This is a genomic window from Mesorhizobium kowhaii, assembly GCF_003253745.1.
Lineage (GTDB): Bacteria > Pseudomonadota > Alphaproteobacteria > Rhizobiales > Rhizobiaceae > Mesorhizobium > Mesorhizobium kowhaii.
In genome coordinates this window covers 790,853-810,020 of record NZ_MZXV01000032.1, presented here as the reverse complement: position 1 = coordinate 810,020, position 19,168 = coordinate 790,853, and the positions used below count along the sequence as shown (strand labels likewise).

Below are 19,168 nucleotides of genomic sequence, written 5' to 3'. Positions count from 1 at the left end.
GCGAAAACCCAACACCAGGATGACATTCGAATGGAACTCGGTCTCTACACCTTCGCCGACGTCAGCCCGCAGCCAGGCCGTGGCGCCATCGGCCCGCATGAGCGGCTGCGCAACCTGATCGAGGAGGTCGAACTGGCCGACCAGGTCGGCCTCGACGTCTTCGGTCTTGGCGAGCATCACCGGCCCGACTATGCCGCCTCCGCGCCGGTCGTGGCGCTGGCCGCTGCCGCCGAGCGCTCGAAGCGCATCAAGCTGACCAGCGCGGTCACCGTCCTGTCCTCCGACGATCCGGTGCGCGTCTTCCAGCAGTTCGCCACGCTCGATCTTCTGTCGGGCGGCCGCGCCGAGATCATGGCCGGGCGTGGTTCGTTCATCGAATCCTTCCCGCTGTTCGGCTACAATCTGGAGGACTATGACGAGCTGTTCGCCGAAAAGCTCGACCTCCTGCTCGCCATCCGCGATCATGTGAAGGTCACCTGGTCCGGCAATCTGCGGGCGCCGATCAACGATCGCGGCGTCTATCCGAGGCCGTTCCAGGACAGGCTGCCGGTCTGGATCGCCATCGGCGGCACGCCGCAATCGGCAGCGCGTGCCGGGGCGCTCGGCCTGCCGCTGGCGCTCGCCATCATCGGCGGCGAGCCGGCGCGCTTCGCGCCGCTGTTCGATCTCTACCGTGAGGCGGCCAAGCGCGCCGGCAGCGATCCAGCAAGCCTCGCCACCAGCATCAACGTGCACGGCTTCATCGCTGAAACCACAGAGCAGGCGGCCGACGATTTCTATGGTCCGCAGGCGGAGGTGATGAACCGCATCGGCCGCGAGCGCGGCTGGGGCCCGACATCGCGGGCGCATTTCGACCAGTCGCGCGGTCCCAATGGCGCCCTGTTCGTCGGCAATCCCGAGCAGGTGGCCGAAAAGATCGTCGCCCAGCACAGGATCTTCGGCAATGACCGCTTCCTGCTGCAGATGGCGATCGGCACCATGCCGCATGCCAGGATCATGAAGGCAATCGAGCTCTACGGCACCAGGGTGGCGCCGATCGTGCGCAAGGAAACGGCGAAATCCGCGCCGGCGCTGGCAGCGCCCGTCGCCTGAGCAGCGCGGCCGTTGCACGTTACGGGTTACCGGCGGCCGCCATCATCTCGGCATGATGGATCTCGGTCGCCTCGTCCGCCGGGAACATGCACTCGATGCGCAGTTCCTGGGCGGCAACGGTTTGCGGCGTGCCGACAGTGGTGACCATCGAAAAATAGTTGAGGACCCGGTCTCCCCGGATGAAACCCAAAGGAATGAACGGCATGAAGCCGATCGCCACGGGGTTCTTCCAGTCGCTGTTCACGTCCGGGTAGGCGAGCAGCTCTGCCAGCAAGGCCTTGGTCTTCTCGTCGACGACGCGGCCGAGGGATTCGCGATAGACACGTTCGAACAAACTCCTCGCCACATCCTGCCAATTGGCGACGAACGGGCGCATGCCCTGAGGATCGAACATCAGGTGCAGCATGTTGCGCGGTCCCTGGCGAGCGCCCATGTCGATGAAACAGCCAAAGAAGCGCGGCGCGGATTCGTTGGTCATGAGCACGTTCCAGTATCGATCCATGACCAGGGCGGGAAACGGCTCGTGCTGCCGCAGCATGCGCCTCAAGGCATTGGTCACGCTCGTCATCTCCGCGCTGTCCCACGCGCTTTCGGAAAACATCGGCGCGTAGCCTGCCGCCAGCAGCAATGTATTGCGGTCGCGCAAGGGCATATCGAGCGCCTGGGCGATGGCCATCAAGGTCTGGCGGCTGGGAACGCTGCGGCCGCTTTCGACGAAGCTGATCTGCTTTTGCGAAATGCCGGTATCGAGCGATAGATCGAGCTGGCTTCTGCCACGCAGATCACGCCAGTGGCGCAGGAGCACGCCCAGGTTCGGCATCATATTGGTCGTGAGTTCCGCCGATTTCATTGCTCGTATCCTCGCAACCACCTGCACCACACACGGCGCATACGCCCGACAGCGCATGGATGGCATCGGCCAATCCATGCGCTGCCGATTGATTCAGGCCGCAGCGGACCACGCCTGGGGCTGAAGGCGTTCCTCGATCGGCGTGCCGGCCATATTGGTGGTGGTTGCCGCCACGGTGGAAATGCCGACACCGGTCACCACTTCCAGGATCTGGGCCTTCGAATAGCCCGCCGACACAAACGCGTCGATGTCCACATCGCTCACGTTTCCTCTGTTCTCGATCAGCGCTTTCGTCAGCGCCGAGAGTGCCGCATATTTCGGGTCTCTCGGCAACCGGCCATCACGGATCGCCTTGACTTCGCTTTCGGCAATCCCGTCTTCGATGGCGAAGGTCGAATGCGCGGCAACGGTCCAGGGGCATTTGATCGTGACCGCGTTGGTAAGCAGCAGGACCTGTTTTTCAATTTCATCGAAGCTGCCGCCGTGAAAGCTGCCGAAGATGCCGACGAATCCGTTGAGAAGAACCGGATTGTTCGCCATCGTCGCCAGAGCATTCGGAAGGAAGCCAAATCTCTCTTCCAACGCCTTCAGCGCAGGCTTGGATTTTTCCGGCGCTGACTCGATTGTCTGAAGGTTGAATCTCTGCATTTCTAACGTCCTCTTCCAAGATCAGTTTCCGATTGCACGCACACCTTCGCATTGCGCCACGGCGGGTCGTTGCTCCCTTTGGCGTCGCGAAGGCCTGCCTGTATTAGGCTTGTCGAAGGCGTGGTCTCAATTACACGCCATGTAATATTTCGATCGATCGCTGCGCTGCTGCCGTCTGATTTCCTGCCAAGCCTCACGCCAGGCGGTCTCGTTCTCAAAGCCGGCTCATGGAACCTGCGCCCGTAACTCTGCGTTTCATGCGGGCAATTGCCGTGCGGAAGGGACGCCGGCTCGAGGGGCGAGCATGAAAACCGAACCCACTACCTTGGGCGCAGGCGTTGTCGATGGACCGGATCCGCGCGTCGCGGCTCGCGCGGACACGCATCTGATGCGTTCGCTGCTCGTCGGCATCTTCCTGTTCATGGCCATCTACGCGCTTTACTTCGCCCGTGCCTTCTTCATGCCGGTGATGCTGGCTTTCCTGCTGGCGTTGACGCTGACGCCGATCGTCCGGTTTCTGCGCAAGCACGGCATCCCCGAAGTGGTTTCGGCGACCCTTTTGGTGCTGTTATCGATCTGCATCTTTGCCAGCGCCGGCTATCTGCTCAGCGGCCCGATCATCGACCTTATCAACAACACCTCGTCGATCGGCCAGCAGCTCACCGAACGGCTGGCGCAATTGCGGCGTCCGCTCGAGAGAATCATGCAGATCTCGCATCAGATCGAACAGCTGACCCAGACGTCGCAGGAGCCCGGCATCCAGAAGGTGGCGGTGGCGCAGTCAGGCATGCTGTCGTCAGCGGCCAGCAACATCCTGTCGGCGGGTACAAGCCTCACCATCATCTTCGTGCTGTCGCTGTTCCTGCTCGCTTCGGGCACGATGTTTTACGAGAAGATCATCCAGTCCTTCGCCAGTCTCAGCGAAAAAAAGCGGGCGTTGCGCGTCGTCTATGACGTCGAGCGCGAAATCTCGCACTATCTGCTCACCGTCACCATCATCAATGCCGGTCTCGGCACGGTCACCGGCCTTGGTCTGTGGGCGCTCGGCATGCCCAACCCGCTGGTCTGGGGCGTCGCCGCCGCCCTGCTCAACTTCCTGCCTTATGTCGGGGCGCTGATGACAATCGTGTTTGTCACCATCATGGCGCTGATCAGCTTCGACACCATCTCCTACGCGCTGCTGGCGCCGGCCTTTGTGCTGTTGTGCGACATCGTCGAAGGCCAGTTCGTGACACCGATGGTGGTCGGCCGGCGGCTTGAGATCAACGCCGTGGCGATCTTCATCGCCATCGCCTTCTGGTCGTGGCTCTGGGGCTTCGTCGGCGCTTTGATAGCGGTGCCGCTGCTGGTCGTCATCAAGGTATTCTGCGATCATTTCGACGGGCTCAGCCATGTCGGCAACTTCCTCGCCGCGCAGCACGCGGCAGTCGTCGTGGAAGATGACGTCGCCGATCCCGAATCCGCAAAAGGCTGATCAATATTTTTGAATTTGCGGCGTCGCCAGGCGCTTCCTACATGCGGTCCCTACACAGGATCCCGTTCATGACCGCTCTTTCCGTTCTCGACCTGTCGCCGATCATCGAAGGCAGCGATGCCTCGCAGTCGCTTGCCAACTCGCTCGATCTTGCCCGTCATGCCGAGCGGCTGGGCTACAAGCGCTACTGGCTGGCCGAGCATCACAACATGCCGGGCATTGCCAGTGCGGCAACCGCGGTCGTCATTGCCCATGTCGCCGGCGGCACCAGGACCATTCGTGTCGGCGCTGGCGGCATCATGCTGCCGAACCATTCGCCGCTGGTGATTGCCGAGCAGTTCGGCACGCTGGCCGCCTTGCATCCGGGCCGCATCGATCTCGGCCTCGGCCGGGCGCCCGGCACCGACATGGGCACGGCACGCGCCTTGCGCCGCAATCTCGAGGCCGGCGTCGACAATTTCCCGCAGGATGTCGTCGAGCTGATGGGCTATTTCCAGCCGGCTGGGGAAGGCCAGCGCATCCGCGCCGTGCCGGGTGAGGGCCAGAACGTGCCGATCTGGATCCTCGGCTCCAGCCTCTACGGCGCGCAGCTTGCCGCCATGCTTGGGCTGCCCTATGCCTTTGCCTCGCATTTCGCGCCGGCGGAACTCGATCACGCGCTGGACATCTACCGCTCGCGCTTCCAGCCGTCGGAGCAGCTCGACAAGCCGCATGTCATGCTCGGCCTCAATGTCTTTGCCGCGCCCACCGATGCGGAGGCGAGGCTGCTGTTCACCTCGCTGCAACAGGCCTTCGTCAATCTGCGCACCGGAAGGCCCGGAAGATTGCCGCCACCGGTCGAGAATTATGACCGCGATCTCGATCCGATGGCCAAGACCATGCTCGGCCAGGCGCTGTCCTGCGCTGTCGTCGGGTCTCCGGAAACGGTCCGGCAAGGCATCGACGCCTTCGTGCGCCGCACCGGCGCCGACGAGCTGATGGTCACCGCGCAGATCTTCGACCATGCGGCCCGTGTGCGGTCGTTCGAGATCCTGGCCGAGGCCCACAAATCGCTGTCGCAGGCGGCCTGATATTCTCGGCTTGGAAGGTGCGGTCCGATTCTGCTAAGGGCGGGGCACCCGTCCGCAAGATCGAGTTCCCCCGTGAAAAATGACCATGACTCACGCATGCAGTTTGCCATCGAACTGGCGCGGCGTGCCGGGGACCTCGGCCTGAAATATTTCCGCGACCTCGACAGCCTGACCATCGAGAGCAAGGGCCATCAGGACCTGGTCTCGGAAGCAGACCGCGAGGTCGAACTGTTCATCCGCGCTGCCATTGCCGCCGACTATCCGCAAGACGGCATCGTCGGCGAGGAGCATGCCTCGGTGGCGGGCTCGACGGGCTATGTCTGGGTGATCGATCCCATCGACGGCACCGCCAATTTCGTGCGCGGCATCCCGGCCTGGTGCGTGGTGATCGCTTGCGCCAGGGACGGGGAAACCGTGGTTGGCGTGATCCACGAACCGTCGACCGGCGAGACGTTTCACGGCAGGCTCGGCGGCGGCGCCTTCGTCAACGGCAGACCGATCAAGACCAGTGCGGTCACCAGCCTGGAAGAAGGCTCCGTCGGGACCGGATTTTCAAACCGCGCCGACACCGAAAATGTCGCCGTGCTGGTCCGCATGCTGCTGGCCGAAGGCGGTGTCTTCTTCCGCAACGCATCCGGCGCCTTGATGCTCGCCTATGTCGCCTCCGGCCGGCTGCTCGGCTATGTCGAGGAGCACATGAACGCCTGGGATTGCCTGGCCGGCATGCTTCTGGTCGAAGAAGCCGGTGGCATGGTGGTGAAACCCGATCCGAAGACGGTGCTGCAGGACGGAACGCTGGTGATCACTGGCGGCAGGGGCGTCTTTCCGAAACTGCGGGAGCTTTGTTCTGAAGTGTTCAAGCTCTGAACGCTTTCTGCACGGAGACACCTGGCTGTGACGGCATTCAGGCCAATTTCGCCAGCAGCTTCATAAATGTGGCGATTTCCTTGGCCGAGAGCGGGGCCAGCGTCTCCTGGGTGATCTCGCGGGCAAGCGGGATCAGGCGCTCGACCGCGTCGCGGCCTTCAGCCGTCAGGTTGACCAGCAGCCGCCTTTTGTCGACTTCATGCTTGGAGAGATCGACAAGGCCGCGAGCCCTCAACCGGTCGATGACGCCCTTCACCGTTGCCGCGTCCATGGCGATCAGCGTGCCGAGCTGGTTCTGCGAGGTCTCGCCGACGTCGCGCAGTTTGGCGAGTGCCGCGAATTGCGGCGGCGTCAGATCGGCGATATGCGCGGCAAAGATCGAGACATGGCGCTGATGCGCCTTGCGCAGGATGAAACCGACCTGCTCCTGCAAGCGATAGTCGTTTTCGTCAGGCTCTTCGGCCTCGACCAGTTTGAGCAGATTGTCCTCGGCGCTCACCGCAGCCCGTCCCAGGCCTTGATATCCCCGGCCGCCAGGCCGCCCATGCGGTCGTGGACGCGCGGGCCGCAGGTCATGGCGAGGCAGAACAGGATCTCTTCGGGGCGCGGGCCGTCGCTGATGCCGACTTCCATGGCGTCGAAATGGCTGCGCACATAGGCGGCGTTGATATGGCCGAGCGGCACGTCGAGCCTGGAGCCGAAGGCACCGACCTTCTTTGCCGACGGCACGATCGCCTTGGCGTCGCCGAGCCGTTCGCGCATGGCATAGCCACCGGGCACATGCCAGAGCGCGCCGTGCTCAAGCTCGCCGGCGGAGCCGACGATGGCGCCTTTGCCATAGCCGTCGATCTGTTTCACGTCGCCGCCGAGTGCCGCGATCAGCCGGTCGGCCAGCAGCAGGCCGAGCGGCTTCAGATCGTCCATGGCGCTCTGCAAGTCTTCCACGTAGCGCCCAGCAAACGGGTTCTTGACCAGCGCCATAGCGGCGGCGCGTCGGCGCGGCACCTTGGCCACCGGCCCGCCCTCGTGAAAGATCTCTTCGGTCAGAACCGCGATCTTGCGGATCGGAAACTCAGGCATGGGCAACTTCCTTCCCTGGACTTTTGTTGGGCGCGGCAAGCGCCATGGAACCACTGATGCGGGTCTGGCCGGCAAGAAACAGCGCCGATGCGGCAATCAATCCTCTGCGGCGGAAATCTTCGGCGACGGCAAGTCCGCTGTCCAGCGCTGTGGCGATTTCCGCTGAAGAAAGCCGGCCGACCTCTTGCGTTACCAGCCGGTCGCCAAGGTCGCTGTCCGGCGCCAGATCGCGCGCCGGCACACGCCGGATGGCCGGATGCCCTGGCAGGTCGACGGCATTGGCAATCAGCGTCGCGGCGGCATCGGCCTCGGCCCCGGTTCGTGCCAGCACGGTGACGGCGTCGGCAATGCCAAGCGAAAACGAGCGCCCGCGCCAGCCACTGGTGGCGACGCCGCGCACGCCATCCTCCGCGCGGATGACGATGCGGTCGGCCAAGCCGTGGCCGGTGCCGGCGATGGCAAGCGTCATCGACTGGCCGGCGCCGAGATGGATCGCGCTGTCGCCGCCATTGTTGACATAGGCGCGCTCAAGCTTCCGGCCGGCAAGCATGGCCGCGAGCATTTCGTCGGCTACCGAGCCGGCGACGGCGGCCATCGGCGTGATGAAATCTTTCGCCAACGGCACGACAGCCGCTTCCATGCGCTGCGCTGTCGAACCAGCGAAAGCGCGCGGCCGAAGCGCGGCCGGCTGGCGCAATTCAGGCAATTCCTCCACCAGCTCGGGCAGGACGGTCTGGAAACGCGCCACCGCCTGCTCATAGGCCTGGCGGCATTCGTGCGCCTCGCCAAAGGCCTCGACGATCAGGTCGATCGGCCCGTGGTTGAGATGCAGCCGCTTGCCGTCCTGCAGCCAATGCGCTTGCGGGTCAGACATCACCCGGCCCCGTTCGGGGGCACACGGTGCAATTGAGCCAGCGGCGGCCATGGATTGCCGGCCGCGGCACCTGTGCCACGGCGCGGATTGAGATATTCGCCGCCTTTGGCAACGATATCCTTGACGCTGCGGATCTCGGCCTCGTAGCCGCCAAGCCGGATGTAGTCATCGCGGCGCAGGGTGAATTCGATCGGCGCCACCAGCGCCGGGGTCGGCACATAGCCGAAGGCGCCTTCCGGCACCCGCGTGACATCGACCATCAGCGTGATGCCGCCGCCCGGCCAGACATAGACCGGCGCGCCGCCGACCGTCACATAAGTCTTCAGGCCCTGCACGGAACGGGTCAAGTTGACCGGGTTTTCGGTGACGCCAGCGCGCAGCGAGCCGCCGGCGCCGCCAATGAACAGCACGGTGCACAGCGCCGGCTCGCAATTCTCCTCGATCAGGCCGACGGACTTCTGCAGCCGCTCCGGAAACGGCTTCTGCACCGGCTTCAATTCGTCATCGAGTTCGTAATAGGCAAACTGCTCGCCGGTGGTCGAAACCATCAGCAGCGACAGGCCCGGCCGCGCGCCCTTCTTGGCGTTCCACTCCCCAAGGATCGACAGCGGGTCGGATATGCTGGTGCCGCCCCAGCCGAGGCCGGGCTCGGACACCTTGAAGTAGCGGCCCGGCGTCGAGCGGCGGCCGACAATCTTGATCCCGGTATCCTGCCAGCCCAGCACCTTGCCGGCCTGATGCTCGGAAACGACGCCGGTGATGTGGTCGTCGACCACCACCACCTCGTCGACCAGACCGCGCCATTGCGTGGCGAACATGCCGATGGTGGCCGAGCCGCAGCCGACCCGCATGCGGTGTTCCTGCTTGCCGTCGATAACAGGTGGTTTGCCGGCTTCGACGATGATGGTGGCGCCGCCGTCGATGGCCAGTTCCACCGGCTTGCGGTTGCACAGATTGAGCAGCGCGTCGCAGGTGGCGCGGCCTTCCGCCTTCGAGCCGCCGGTGAGGTGATGCACGCCGCCCAGTGACAGCATCTGCGAACCATATTCGCCCGTCGTGACATGGCCGATCGCTTCGCCTTGCGATCGCACGGTTGCCGTTTCGGGTCCGATATGACGGTCGGTGTCGATCTTCACCTTGACGCCGCAGTAGGAGAAGATGCCTTCGGTGACGACGGTGACGAGATCGACGCCCTCGACTTCCTGGCTGACGATGAACGGGGCCGGCTTGTAATCGGGATAGGTGGTGCCAGCACCGATGGCGGTGACGAAACGGCGGCCCGTGTTGACGAGTTCGCCATCCCATGCCTCGCCCTCGGCGACGAACGGCACCATGGCGGCGCCGGCCTCGGCCGCGTGGTCGAGGATGGTCAGCGGGTCCATGCGCACGATCTTGCCGCCGACATTGCCGTAGCGGTCGCAGGCGCCGGTGCGGCCATCGGCGATGTAGCACATGACCGGGCAGGCATCGCAGCGGATCTTTTCCGCCACCAGCTTCTCGCCGGGATCGTGCGTTTCGAAGCGTTCGGCAAGCTCGCTCATGGGCGCGCCTCCTTTTCGCGAATGGCGGCGCGGATACGCGTCGGCGTCGCCGGAACCTTGGTGACCAGGACGCCGGTCGCATGGCGGATGGCGTTGAGGATCGCCGGCGCCGTCGGGATCAGCACATGCTCGCCCAGACCCTTGGCGCCGAACGGTCCTTCTGGATCGGGAACCTCGATCAGGATCGTCTCGATCGGCGGCACGTCGCCAATGGTCGGAATGAGGTAGTCGTGCAGATTCTCGGTGCGGCCGGGGATATACTCTTCCATCAGCGCCATGCCGATGCCTTGCGCGATGCCGCCCTCGATCTGGCCCTCGACCAGCAGCGGGTTGATCGCCTTGCCGACATCGTGCGCCGCGGTGATCTTGATCAGCTTGACCGTGCCGAGCTTGAGATCGACTTCGAGCTCGGCGATCTGCGCGCCGTAGCCATAGACCGCGTAGGGCTTGCCCTGGCCTTTGGCGTCGAGCGGCAGCGTCGGCGGATCGTAGGTCTCCTCGGCGCGGAAGACGAAGCCATCGGCATCCACGTCCAACGCTGCGAGATCGATGTGGCGCGTGGCCTCACCCTCTCGGATGACGATCGTAGTGCCGTCCAATTGCAGGGACGCCCTTTCAGAAACATTGGCAAAGCGCAGGATCGTTTCGCGCAAGGCGCGGCCCGCCTTTTCGGCCGCCTTGCCGGTGACAAAAGTCTGGCGCGAGGCCGATGTCTTGCCGGCATCGGGGCTGATGGCCGTATCGGCGCTCTTCAGCCGGAATTGTTCCAGCGGCAGGCCAAGCGCATCGGCGCAGATCTGGGTGATGACCGTGTTCGAGCCCTGGCCGATATCGACCGCGCCCTGATGCAGGATGATCGTGCCGTTAGCCGCTATGCCAACGCGGATGGTCGACGGGTTGGGCAGCGAGGTGTTGCCGCAGCCATACCAGCAGGAGGCCACGCCAACGCCGCGCTTTCTATCCCTGTTGGTATCGTTGAATGCATCCGCATCGGTCTTCGCGCGCGCCCAATGCGGCCGCAACGACTCGAGGCACTCGGCAATTCCGACGCCGGAGTCCAGCCGCTGTCCGGTAACCGTTTCGGATCCGTTCCGAAGGCAGTTTTTCAGGCGAAACTCGAGCCGGTCGATGCCCAGCTTCCCAGCCAGCTCGTCATAGAGCGTTTCCTGTATGATCGTCGCTTGAGGCACGCCGAAGCCACGGAAGGCACCGGAGATCGGCCCATGGGTGTGGATGGCGCGGCCCTCGGCGCGATAGTTAGGCGTCGCGTAGGGGCCGGACGCATGCACCGGCACGCGATTGGCGACGGTCGGCCCCCAGCTGGCATAGGCGCCGGTGTTGAAGTCGCCGGCAAATATCATGCCGGTGATAAGGCCATCGGCATCGGCGCCGATGGTCGCCGTCATCTCCGCCGGATGGCGCTTGGTGGTCGACATCATCGATTCGTTGCGGGTATAGGCGAGCGCCGCCGGTCGGCCGGTCTTCAGCGCCACAAGGCCGATCAGCGGCTGCAGCGAGACGTCGAGTTTCGAGCCGAAGCCGCCACCGGTTGCGGTCGGCACGATGCGCACCTTGTCGACGGCAAGGCCGAGCACCTTCGCGGTATCTTCGCGGTCCATATAGGGCGCCTGGGTGCAAGCGACGACGACCAGCGTGTCGCCATCCAGATATGCATAGCCGGCTTCCGGCTCGACATAGGCGTGCTCGACATAGGAGGTATCGATGGCGCCGGACACGGTGAAGGCAGCGCCGGCGAGCGCCGCCTCGGGATCGCCATGCTCGACAAAGCCGGAGGTGAGCAGGTTCGCCGGACGGTTTTCATGGATCAGCCTGGCGCCGCTGGCCTGCGCTTCGCAAGGCTGCAGGACATGCGGCAGTTCGCTCCAGCGGACCGGAAAATCCGACAGGTCGAGATCGAGCATGGCCTCGCGCTCGCCGGCGATCAGCGCCACCGCCTCGCCGCGAAGGCGAGCAAAACCCTCGGCCAGCGCCGGCTGGTCGGCGAACGGGCCGATGACGCCGAAACAGTTCTTTCCCGGAATGTCGGCGGCGGTGAAGACGCCGGCGATGCCGGGATGCGCCTTCACCCAGCCATCGAGGTCGCCGAAGGCGAAGCTGGCATGATAATGCGGCGAGCGGACCACCAGCACGGCCAGTGCATCGGCGGGGAAGGAATCGCCGCCGAATTTTTCACCGCCGGTGACCTTCGGCACGCCATCGAGCCTGACCGGCGACGAGCCGATCGCATGGCCCGATCGAGGCAAGCGGAAATCGAGGCTTCCGGCCTGCAGGGAGGCATCCATCACCGCCGCGATGATCTTCCGGTAACCGGTGCAGCGGCAGAGAATGCCGCCCAGCGCGTCCTGTACCTCGGTCTCGGTCGGGTTGGGTTTCTTGTCCAGCAATGCCGTTGCCGCGACCAGCAGCGCCGGGGTGCAGATGCCGCACTGCGCCGCGCCATGGTCGAGGAACGAGGCCTGCAGCGCCGACAGCCGGCCATTGGCGAGCCCCTCGACTGTTGTAACCGCCGTTCCCGCGGCTGAAGCCGCCGACATCAGGCAGGCGCAAACAGGATCGCCGTCGACCAGCACCGTGCAGGCGCCGCAGTCGCCGGCGTCGCAGCCGACCTTGGTGCCGGTCAGCAGCAATTCGTCGCGCAGCACCGAGGACAGCCGGCGCAGCGGCGGCACGTTGACCGAGATGGCGGCGCCATTCACCTCGAAGGCGATATCCGCTCGCTCGGGGCCGAGGCCAGGCTGAACGCCGCCGAGATCGGGCAGAGCTTCACGCACGTCAGGCGAGACCTGGCTCATGCCGCCACCACCTCGGGATCATTCATCAGCCCGCAGGCATTGAGCACGGCGCGGGCAACGATCTCGCGCACCGCATCGAGCCGGTATTCGGCGCTGCCGCGCACATCGGCGATCGGCGACAGTTCAGCCATCGGCGCGGCCAGGACCGCATTGGCGAGCGCTTGGCCGGCGGGCAAGCCGCGCAAGGCGGCTTCGACGCCGGCAAGGCGCTTGGCCACCACCGAGCAGGAGCCGGCGGCGACCGCCGATTCCACAATGATGTCTTTCTCGACGACCAGACGCGCCGCCACCATGGCGATGGAAATGACGAGATAGCGCCGCGCGCCGAGCTTGACGAAAGCCGACGTGCCGGCAGCAGGCTTCGGCACGCGGATGGCCGTAACCATTTCGCCGGGCTGCAAGGCGGTTCGGCGGTTGCCGAGAATGAAGCCCTGCAGCGGCAGATGACGCGTCGCCGCCACTGAGCGCAGTTCGACCTCGGCATCGAGGACGAGCAGGGCCGGCACACCGTCGGCGGCCGGCGAGGCGTTGCAGAGATTGCCGGCGACCGAGGCGACGTTCTGGATCTGCGCCGAGCCGACCTCACGCGCCGCCTGTTTCAGCGCATCGAAGGCCGCCGGCAAGGGATGGCGGATGATGTCAGTCCAGGTCGTGCGCGCACCGATGACGAAGTGGTCATCCGTCTCGGCAATGCCGCGCAGCGCCGCCAGGCCATTGATGTCGAGAACATTTTCGCGGAACGGCTTGCTGCCTTGGGCCGGATAGAAATCGGTACCGCCGGCAAGAATGCGCCAGGCGCTCTCGCCAAGCAAAGCGAGCGCTTCGTCGACCGAGGTGGGTTTCGCGTAACGGATCACGCTTTGCCTTCCCAAATGGGGCCTTCCAGAAACCGGTATTTCGAAAGACCCTGCCAGCATCGGCGCTGGGCGAAATTCGTTCGTATGCAAATGATATCAAGACGGCGGGAATTGTCAAAGCCGGAGTTTGCGGGCGATCGGTCGGCACGCATTTGTTATGCCGCCAGAGGTTGACGCCGCCGGCCATCTGGTCGAGTTTCTGCCTCCGGTCGCGACAGTCGCATTTTTCACCGGAGCCCGAGACAAAGAGGGAGGCCCTATGGCCGACGAAGCGCTTGTTGTCATCGACCTGCAGAACGACTTTTGTCCGGGCGGCGCGCTGGCGGTTGCCGGCGGCGACGAGATCGTGCCGCTGGTCAATGACCTGATCCGGCACGCCGATCACGTCGTGCTGACGCAGGACTGGCACCCCGCCGGCCATTCGAGCTTTGCCTCCAGCCATCCGGGCTCGCAGCCTTTCACGATGATCGACATGCCCTATGGGCAGCAGACATTGTGGCCGGACCATTGCATCCAGGGCAGCCTGGGCTCGGATTTCCACTCCGGCCTCGCCTGGACCAAGGCGGAGCTCGTCATCCGTAAGGGGTTTCGGCCTGCCATCGACAGCTACTCGGCCTTCTTCGAGAACGACCGGACGACGCCGACCGGCCTTGCCGGCTATCTCAGGGAGCGCGGCATCGACACGCTGACGCTGGTCGGGCTGGCGACCGATTTCTGTGTTGCGTTTTCGGCGCTGGACGCCATCAGCCAAGGTTTCAAAACCACCGTACGGCTCGATGCCTGCCGTGGCATCGATCTCAACGGTTCGCTCGATGCCATGCTGAAGCGCATGCGCGATGCCGGCGTGACGCTCGAAGACCACGTCCTGGATTGAACGGAACGTGGGGTGCAACAGGGGCTTTTCGCGGATTGCGACAGGGGCGGGCGCTGCGATGGCCGTCGCAATGCTGTTTCCGGAACAAGCCTTGGCAGCGGAGGAACACGCTCTGCCCGGCGCTGCGATGTCGCTGTGGTGGGCGCTGCCCTTTGCCGGCCTGCTTTTGTCGATCGCCACCGGGCCGCTGCTGTTCCATCACATATGGGAGCATCACTATGGCAAGATCACCGCGCTGTGGGCGGCGCTGGTGATCGTGCCGCTGGCATTGGCCTTTGGCATTCCCAGTGCGACCGAGGCGGTGCTGCACGCGCTGCTCACCGAATACATGTCCTTCATCATCCTGCTGTTTGCGCTCTACACAATTTCGGGCGGCATCCTGCTTGCCGGCAACATCCACGGGACGCCGCTGGTCAATGCCGGGCTGCTGCTCGCCGGCGCGATCCTGGCCTCGGTGATTGGCACGACCGGCGCCTCGATGGTCCTGATCCGGCCGATCCTGCGCGCCAATGACAACCGGCCGTTCAACGCCCATGTCGTCATCTTCTTCATCTTCCTGGTTTCCAACATCGGCGGCTCGCTGACGCCGCTCGGCGACCCGCCGCTGTTCGTCGGTTTCCTGCGCGGCGTCGATTTTTTCTGGACCAGCGCCAACCTCTGGCGCGAGACGCTGTTCGTCGGCGGCGTCGTGCTGGCCGTCTTCTTAGGCATCGACATCATCCTGCATCGGCGCGAAAGCGGAGCACCGAAGATCAAGGATCCGACACCGGATACGAAGGTGCGCCTGCGCGGCCTAGCCAACCTTCCGCTGCTGGCGGGTGTGATCGGTGCGATCCTGCTGTCGGCGGCCTGGAAGCCGGGAGTGAGCTTTTCCGTGTTGGGCGTGAGCCTCGAGCTGCAGAATCTGGTGCGCGACGCCATCATCCTGGCGCTGGCCTTGCTGTCGCTTCCCCTCTCATACAAGAGCCACCGCGAAGCGAACGGCTTCAACTGGGGTCCGATATCAGAGGTGGCGAAACTGTTTGCCGGCATCTTCATCTGCATCGTGCCGGTCGTCGCCATCCTCAGGGCCAGCCATGAGGGAGCACTGGCGCCGCTGGTGGCACTGGTCAGTTCTCCCTCCGGCCAGCCCAACGATCTCGCCTATTTCTGGCTGACCGGCGCGCTGTCGTCCTTCCTCGACAACGCCCCGACCTATCTGGTGTTCTTCGAACTCGCCGGCGGCGACCCTCAGCACCTGATGACGGAGTTCGCCTCGACCCTGGCGGCGATTTCGACGGGTGCGGTGTTCATGGGCGCCAACACCTATATTGGCAATGCGCCCAACTTCATGGTCTTTGCCATCGCCAGGCATCGCGGCTTCAAGATGCCTGGCTTCTTCGGCTACATGGTGTGGTCCGGCCTGGTGCTGATCCCTACTTTCCTGATCGCCGGCTTCCTGTTTTTCGGCGGCTGAGTCGGCATCATAATGATGATCCAAATAATGATGATCCAATGCGCTGCCCCTCATCCGCCAGCCGGCACCTTCTCCCCGTAAAGAACGGGGAGAAGGGACGAGCTCCGCCGCTGGCGACCCCCTCTCCCCGTTTTTGACGGGGAGAGGGTAAGGGTGAGGGTCGGCGCTACCGTTTGAAGATCGGCGTTGCGCCTTGAAGCGAACCTACCCAACACCCACATAGCGCCTGACCGCCGATGGGTCAGCGCGCAATTCCTCGACATCGACGGTCTCGCGGTTGCGGCCGTTCTCGATGAATGAAACGCGGTCGGCGACCGAGAGCACGGCGTCGACCCGCTGCTCGACCAGTATGGTGGAGACGCCGCGCTCGCGCAGCTTGGCCACCGTCTCGCGGATCTTGGCGATCATCGACGGCATCAACCCTTCGGTCGGCTCGTCGAGCAGCAGCACCTGCGGTTCCAGGCAAAGCGCGCGCGCCATCGCCAGCATCTGTTGCTCGCCGCCGGACAAGGTGCCCGAGCGTTGCCTCAGCCGCTGGCGCAGCAGCGGGAAGAGATCGAGCACGCTTTCGCGCGTCGCCTTGCCCTTGCCGCGCGCCATCAGCCCGATCTCGATGTTCTCCGCCACCGTCATCTCGGCGAACAGCCGCCTTCCCTGCGGCACATAGGCGACCCCGGCCTTCGGCACCTCATGCGCCGGCAGACCGGTCAATTCCTGGCCACCGAGCCTGATCGAACCGGCGCTGGCCGGGACAAGACCCATGATGGCCTTGAGCGTCGTCGTCTTGCCGGCGCCGTTGCGGCCGAACAGGCAGAGCACCTCACCCTTGTTCAGCACGAGGTCGAGGCCATAGAGCACCTGGACCTCGCCATAGAAGCAGTCCAGCCCCGAGATCACCAACGCCTCGGACTTTGTCTGCGCCTTGTTCGTCTCGGTCATGGGGCGGTCCCCAGATAGGCTTCCTGAACAGCTACGTTCTCGCGGATCGCCTCGGGCGTGCCTTCGGCGAGGATCTTGCCGGCATTGAAGACGGTGATGCGGTCGGCCAGTTGCATGACGACCGGCATGTTGTGCTCGATCAGGAGCACGGTCGCACTGCCAGCGATCTCGCGCACCAGGGTGATGAAATTGTCTATCTCGCTGTCGGCCAGGCCTTGCGTCGGCTCGTCGAGGATCAGCAGGCGCGGCTTCAACGCCAGGCCCATCGCCACTTCCAGCAGGCGCTGGTGGCCATAGGACAATTGCCCAGCCGGCATATGGGCACGGTCGGCAAGGCCGGTGCGTTCAAGCGCCGCCATGACGCCGGCCCGCACCGCGCCCTTCGAGCGGCCATCGCTCAGCGTCCGCTGCACCGGCAATGCAACATTGTCGTAGGCGGTGAGGTTGGCGAAGACGCTGGTGATCTGGAACGTGTAGGCGATGCCTTGACGGACGCGGACATAGGCCGGCAGGCCGGTGATGTCGGCGCCATCGAAGACGATCATGCCCGAGGATGGCTGGATGCAGCCACTGACCAGGCTGACGAAGGTGGTCTTCCCAGCCCCGTTGGGGCCGATGACGGCGCGGATTTCGCTGGGCATCAAGGTGAAATCGACACTGTCGACGGCGCGCAGGCCGCCGAAATTGCGCGACAGGCCCTTCGTGGTCAAAAGCGGCATCATGGCAGCCACCCGAGCCAACGCTGCCGGATGCTGCCGAGAATGCCTTTCGGGAAAAACAGCACCAGCAGGATGAGGGCGATGCCGACGATCAGCAGGTAGGCGGAGGTATAGCCGCTGGTGATGTCGATGACATAATACATGAACAGCGTGCCGATCAGCGGCCCAAGCGTCGTGGCGCCGCCGCCGAGCAGCACCCAGAGCAGCGGCAGGATCGAGTATTGCACCGAAGCGAAGCTCGAGCCGACATAGCCGAACAGCAGCGCATAGGCAGCACCCGAGGCAGCGCAAATGATACCGGAGATGACGACGGCGGCGAGCTTGTTGGAGAAGGTGTCGTAGCCCAGCATCTTCGTCCGCTCCTCGTTCTCGCGGATGGCGACCAGCACGCGGCCATATCTGGAGCGGACAATGGCAAGCGTGATCAGCAGCACGAGCGAGAACAAACCGAGCGCGCTCATGTAGCGCATTGTCGGGTTGGTGAGGTCGAGCGCCGTCGCGCCGAAAAAAAGCACCCGCGCCGGCTGCGGCACGACCATGCCCTGGTCGCCGCCTGTCCATGAGGCGAAGTAGAGGATGACCAGGTAAAACACCTGCGCGAACATCATGGTGACGATCATGAAGGCGACGCCCGTGGTGCGCAGCGCCAGCAGGCCGATGACCAGTGAAAGAACGACACCACAGCCGAGGCCTGCGGCGAATGCCGCCGGCACGCTCCAGCCGAGCTGGATGACGGCAAGGCCGGCACCGTAGAGCCCGGCGGCGAAGAACATGGCATGGCCGAGGCTGAGCAGGCCGACATAGCCGAACAGCATGTTGTAGCCCATGGCAAAGACCGCCAGCACCATGATGCGGGCGAGCAGGCCGTGATAATACTCCGGCAAAAGGAAGCTCAGCACGAACAGCAGCGCGATGACGCCGAGATGCAGGCCGTAGGCCTTTGCCGGCGAAGCTTCGCTCATCGCGATGCCGTCCCGAACAGGCCTTGCGGCCGGAACACCAGCACCATGGCGACCAGCAGCGTGGCGATGATCTTGGCCAGTGTCGGCGAGAAGAACATCGAGATGATGCCGTCGGACAGGCCGATCAGCACGGCGGCGACGACCGTGCCGCGCAGCGAGCCGAGGCCGCCGATGATGACGACGATGAAGGAGAGCAGCAGCGGGTCCTGGCCCATCAGGTAATGCGCCTGGCTGATCGGCACGATCAGCACCGCGGCGATGGCCGCCAGCATGGCGCCGAGCGCGAAGACGCCGCCATAGACGCGGCCGACCGGGATGCCGAAGGCCTGCGCCGTTTCGCTGTCATACTGCGTGGCGCGCATGATGAGGCCGATCTTCGTGCGCGTCAGCACCAGCCATGTCGCCACCAGCAGAAGCGCGGAGGCGGCGATGATCGACAGTTTGTAGCCGGAATAGCCGAACCACGGCAAAAGGATGCGATAGCTGAACGGCGGCTCCACCGGCCGCGCCTCCGGACCGTAGAAGGTCAGCGCCAGCTGCTGGATGATGTAGAGCATGCCGATGGTGGCGACGATGGTGGCTTCCGGATTGTAGTTGAGCCGGCGTAGCACCAGCCGTTCGGCGACCAGCGCGATGGCGCCGACGATCAGCGGCGCGATCACCAATGCCGCCAGGAAACCGAGCGCCGGATGGCCGCCGATCGCCGTGGTGATCGCCCAGGCCAGCACCGCGCCGAGCATGAAGAACTCGCCATGGGCGACATTGACCACCCGCATGACGCCAAACACCAGCGACAGGCCAAGCGCCGTCAGCGCCAGCACGGCGGAGGTGACGAGGCCTTCGAGGGCAGCGAGGAGGAGGTGGGGACCAAAGTGCATCGGCTATATGCCCAAGGCAGGTGCGAGACGCACACCCCCTGAGGGGGGTGAGAAGTGGTCCGCGCAGCGGACGGAAAGCCAATAGCTTGGCTTTCCGAACGACGAACGCCCGGAGCGACAGCGAAGGGCCGAGTCCGGCAGGACAGAGGGGGGTGGGCCGAAGGGCACTGCGCT

General features: G+C 64.5%; 18 protein-coding genes. 6 read left to right on the top strand and 12 right to left on the bottom strand.

Annotated elements, in window-relative coordinates; translation table 11 throughout:
• Positions 1 to 30: 30 nt before the first annotated feature.
• Positions 31 to 1,092: an LLM class flavin-dependent oxidoreductase gene (locus B5V02_RS16700; RefSeq protein ID WP_111545197.1), complete on the top strand. Its 1,062-nt coding sequence runs from the start codon at positions 31 to 33 to the stop codon at positions 1,090 to 1,092.
• A 19-nt stretch (positions 1,093 to 1,111) separates the two neighbouring features.
• Here B5V02_RS16700 and B5V02_RS16695 read toward each other — a convergent pair whose 3' ends face one another.
• Positions 1,112 to 1,942 carry a helix-turn-helix domain-containing protein gene (locus tag B5V02_RS16695; protein WP_425374399.1) on the bottom strand — a complete coding sequence of 277 codons (831 nt, stop codon included), beginning with the start codon at positions 1,940 to 1,942 and terminating at the stop codon, positions 1,112 to 1,114.
• A 93-nt stretch (positions 1,943 to 2,035) separates the two neighbouring features.
• Complete coding sequence (locus tag B5V02_RS16690; RefSeq protein ID WP_245445943.1) at positions 2,036 to 2,482, bottom strand: carboxymuconolactone decarboxylase family protein; 447 nt, start codon at positions 2,480 to 2,482, stop codon at positions 2,036 to 2,038.
• A gap of 412 nt (positions 2,483 to 2,894) precedes the next feature.
• Here B5V02_RS16690 and B5V02_RS16685 point away from each other — a divergent pair, with 412 nt between their 5' ends.
• The 3 genes from B5V02_RS16685 (at position 2,895) to B5V02_RS16675 (ending at position 6,001) form a co-directional block, all read left to right on the top strand.
• The gene (locus B5V02_RS16685) at positions 2,895 to 4,064 is read left to right on the top strand and encodes an AI-2E family transporter (RefSeq protein WP_111545195.1); all 1,170 of its coding nucleotides are present in this window, start codon (positions 2,895 to 2,897) and stop codon (positions 4,062 to 4,064) included.
• A gap of 68 nt (positions 4,065 to 4,132) precedes the next feature.
• Positions 4,133 to 5,134: an LLM class flavin-dependent oxidoreductase gene (locus B5V02_RS16680; protein WP_111545194.1), complete on the top strand. Its 1,002-nt coding sequence runs from the start codon at positions 4,133 to 4,135 to the stop codon at positions 5,132 to 5,134.
• 96 nt (positions 5,135 to 5,230) lie between these two features.
• Entirely contained in the window at positions 5,231 to 6,001 is a 771-nt protein-coding gene (locus B5V02_RS16675) for an inositol monophosphatase family protein (protein WP_425374396.1), read from the top strand.
• A gap of 37 nt (positions 6,002 to 6,038) precedes the next feature.
• On the opposite strand, the gene B5V02_RS16670 is transcribed toward B5V02_RS16675, so the two are convergent.
• The 6 genes from B5V02_RS16670 to B5V02_RS16645 are packed head-to-tail and all read right to left on the bottom strand — an operon-like array spanning position 6,039 to position 13,166.
• The gene (locus B5V02_RS16670) at positions 6,039 to 6,500 is read right to left on the bottom strand and encodes a MarR family winged helix-turn-helix transcriptional regulator (protein WP_111545192.1); all 462 of its coding nucleotides are present in this window, start codon (positions 6,498 to 6,500) and stop codon (positions 6,039 to 6,041) included.
• The gene (locus B5V02_RS16665) at positions 6,497 to 7,081 is read right to left on the bottom strand and encodes an amino acid synthesis family protein (protein WP_111545191.1); all 585 of its coding nucleotides are present in this window, start codon (positions 7,079 to 7,081) and stop codon (positions 6,497 to 6,499) included. Before B5V02_RS16665 ends, B5V02_RS16670 begins: the two co-directional genes overlap by 4 nt.
• Positions 7,074 to 7,955, bottom strand: a complete 882-nt coding sequence (locus B5V02_RS16660) for a UPF0280 family protein (protein WP_111545190.1) — start codon at positions 7,953 to 7,955, stop codon at positions 7,074 to 7,076. Before B5V02_RS16660 ends, B5V02_RS16665 begins: the two co-directional genes overlap by 8 nt.
• Positions 7,955 to 9,496: a 6-hydroxynicotinate reductase gene (locus B5V02_RS16655; RefSeq protein WP_111545189.1), complete on the bottom strand. Its 1,542-nt coding sequence runs from the start codon at positions 9,494 to 9,496 to the stop codon at positions 7,955 to 7,957. Before B5V02_RS16655 ends, B5V02_RS16660 begins: the two co-directional genes overlap by 1 nt.
• Complete coding sequence (locus tag B5V02_RS16650) at positions 9,493 to 12,309, bottom strand: molybdopterin-dependent oxidoreductase (RefSeq protein WP_111545188.1); 2,817 nt, start codon at positions 12,307 to 12,309, stop codon at positions 9,493 to 9,495. Before B5V02_RS16650 ends, B5V02_RS16655 begins: the two co-directional genes overlap by 4 nt.
• Positions 12,306 to 13,166 carry an FAD binding domain-containing protein gene (locus B5V02_RS16645; RefSeq protein ID WP_111545187.1) on the bottom strand — a complete coding sequence of 287 codons (861 nt, stop codon included), beginning with the start codon at positions 13,164 to 13,166 and terminating at the stop codon, positions 12,306 to 12,308. Before B5V02_RS16645 ends, B5V02_RS16650 begins: the two co-directional genes overlap by 4 nt.
• Before the next feature lie 259 nt (positions 13,167 to 13,425).
• Here B5V02_RS16645 and pncA point away from each other — a divergent pair, with 259 nt between their 5' ends.
• Both pncA and B5V02_RS16635 read left to right on the top strand, forming a co-directional pair.
• A complete protein-coding gene (gene pncA, locus B5V02_RS16640; RefSeq protein WP_111545451.1) occupies positions 13,426 to 14,040 on the top strand; it encodes a bifunctional nicotinamidase/pyrazinamidase in 615 nt (204 codons plus the stop codon).
• Positions 14,041 to 14,098: 58 nt separating this feature from the next.
• Entirely contained in the window at positions 14,099 to 15,496 is a 1,398-nt protein-coding gene (locus B5V02_RS16635; protein ID WP_111545186.1) for a sodium:proton antiporter, read from the top strand.
• 204 nt (positions 15,497 to 15,700) lie between these two features.
• On the opposite strand, the gene B5V02_RS16630 is transcribed toward B5V02_RS16635, so the two are convergent.
• The 4 genes from B5V02_RS16630 to B5V02_RS16615 are packed head-to-tail and all read right to left on the bottom strand — an operon-like array spanning position 15,701 to position 18,994.
• Complete coding sequence (locus B5V02_RS16630; RefSeq protein ID WP_111545185.1) at positions 15,701 to 16,435, bottom strand: ABC transporter ATP-binding protein; 735 nt, start codon at positions 16,433 to 16,435, stop codon at positions 15,701 to 15,703.
• The gene (locus B5V02_RS16625; RefSeq protein ID WP_111545450.1) at positions 16,432 to 17,157 is read right to left on the bottom strand and encodes an ABC transporter ATP-binding protein; all 726 of its coding nucleotides are present in this window, start codon (positions 17,155 to 17,157) and stop codon (positions 16,432 to 16,434) included. The genes B5V02_RS16630 and B5V02_RS16625 overlap by 4 nt, the downstream gene beginning before the upstream one ends.
• A complete protein-coding gene (locus B5V02_RS16620; protein WP_111545184.1) occupies positions 17,154 to 18,116 on the bottom strand; it encodes a branched-chain amino acid ABC transporter permease in 963 nt (320 codons plus the stop codon). The genes B5V02_RS16625 and B5V02_RS16620 overlap by 4 nt, the downstream gene beginning before the upstream one ends.
• Positions 18,113 to 18,994: a branched-chain amino acid ABC transporter permease gene (locus tag B5V02_RS16615; RefSeq protein WP_111545183.1), complete on the bottom strand. Its 882-nt coding sequence runs from the start codon at positions 18,992 to 18,994 to the stop codon at positions 18,113 to 18,115. The genes B5V02_RS16620 and B5V02_RS16615 overlap by 4 nt, the downstream gene beginning before the upstream one ends.
• Positions 18,995 to 19,168 lie beyond the last annotated feature (174 nt).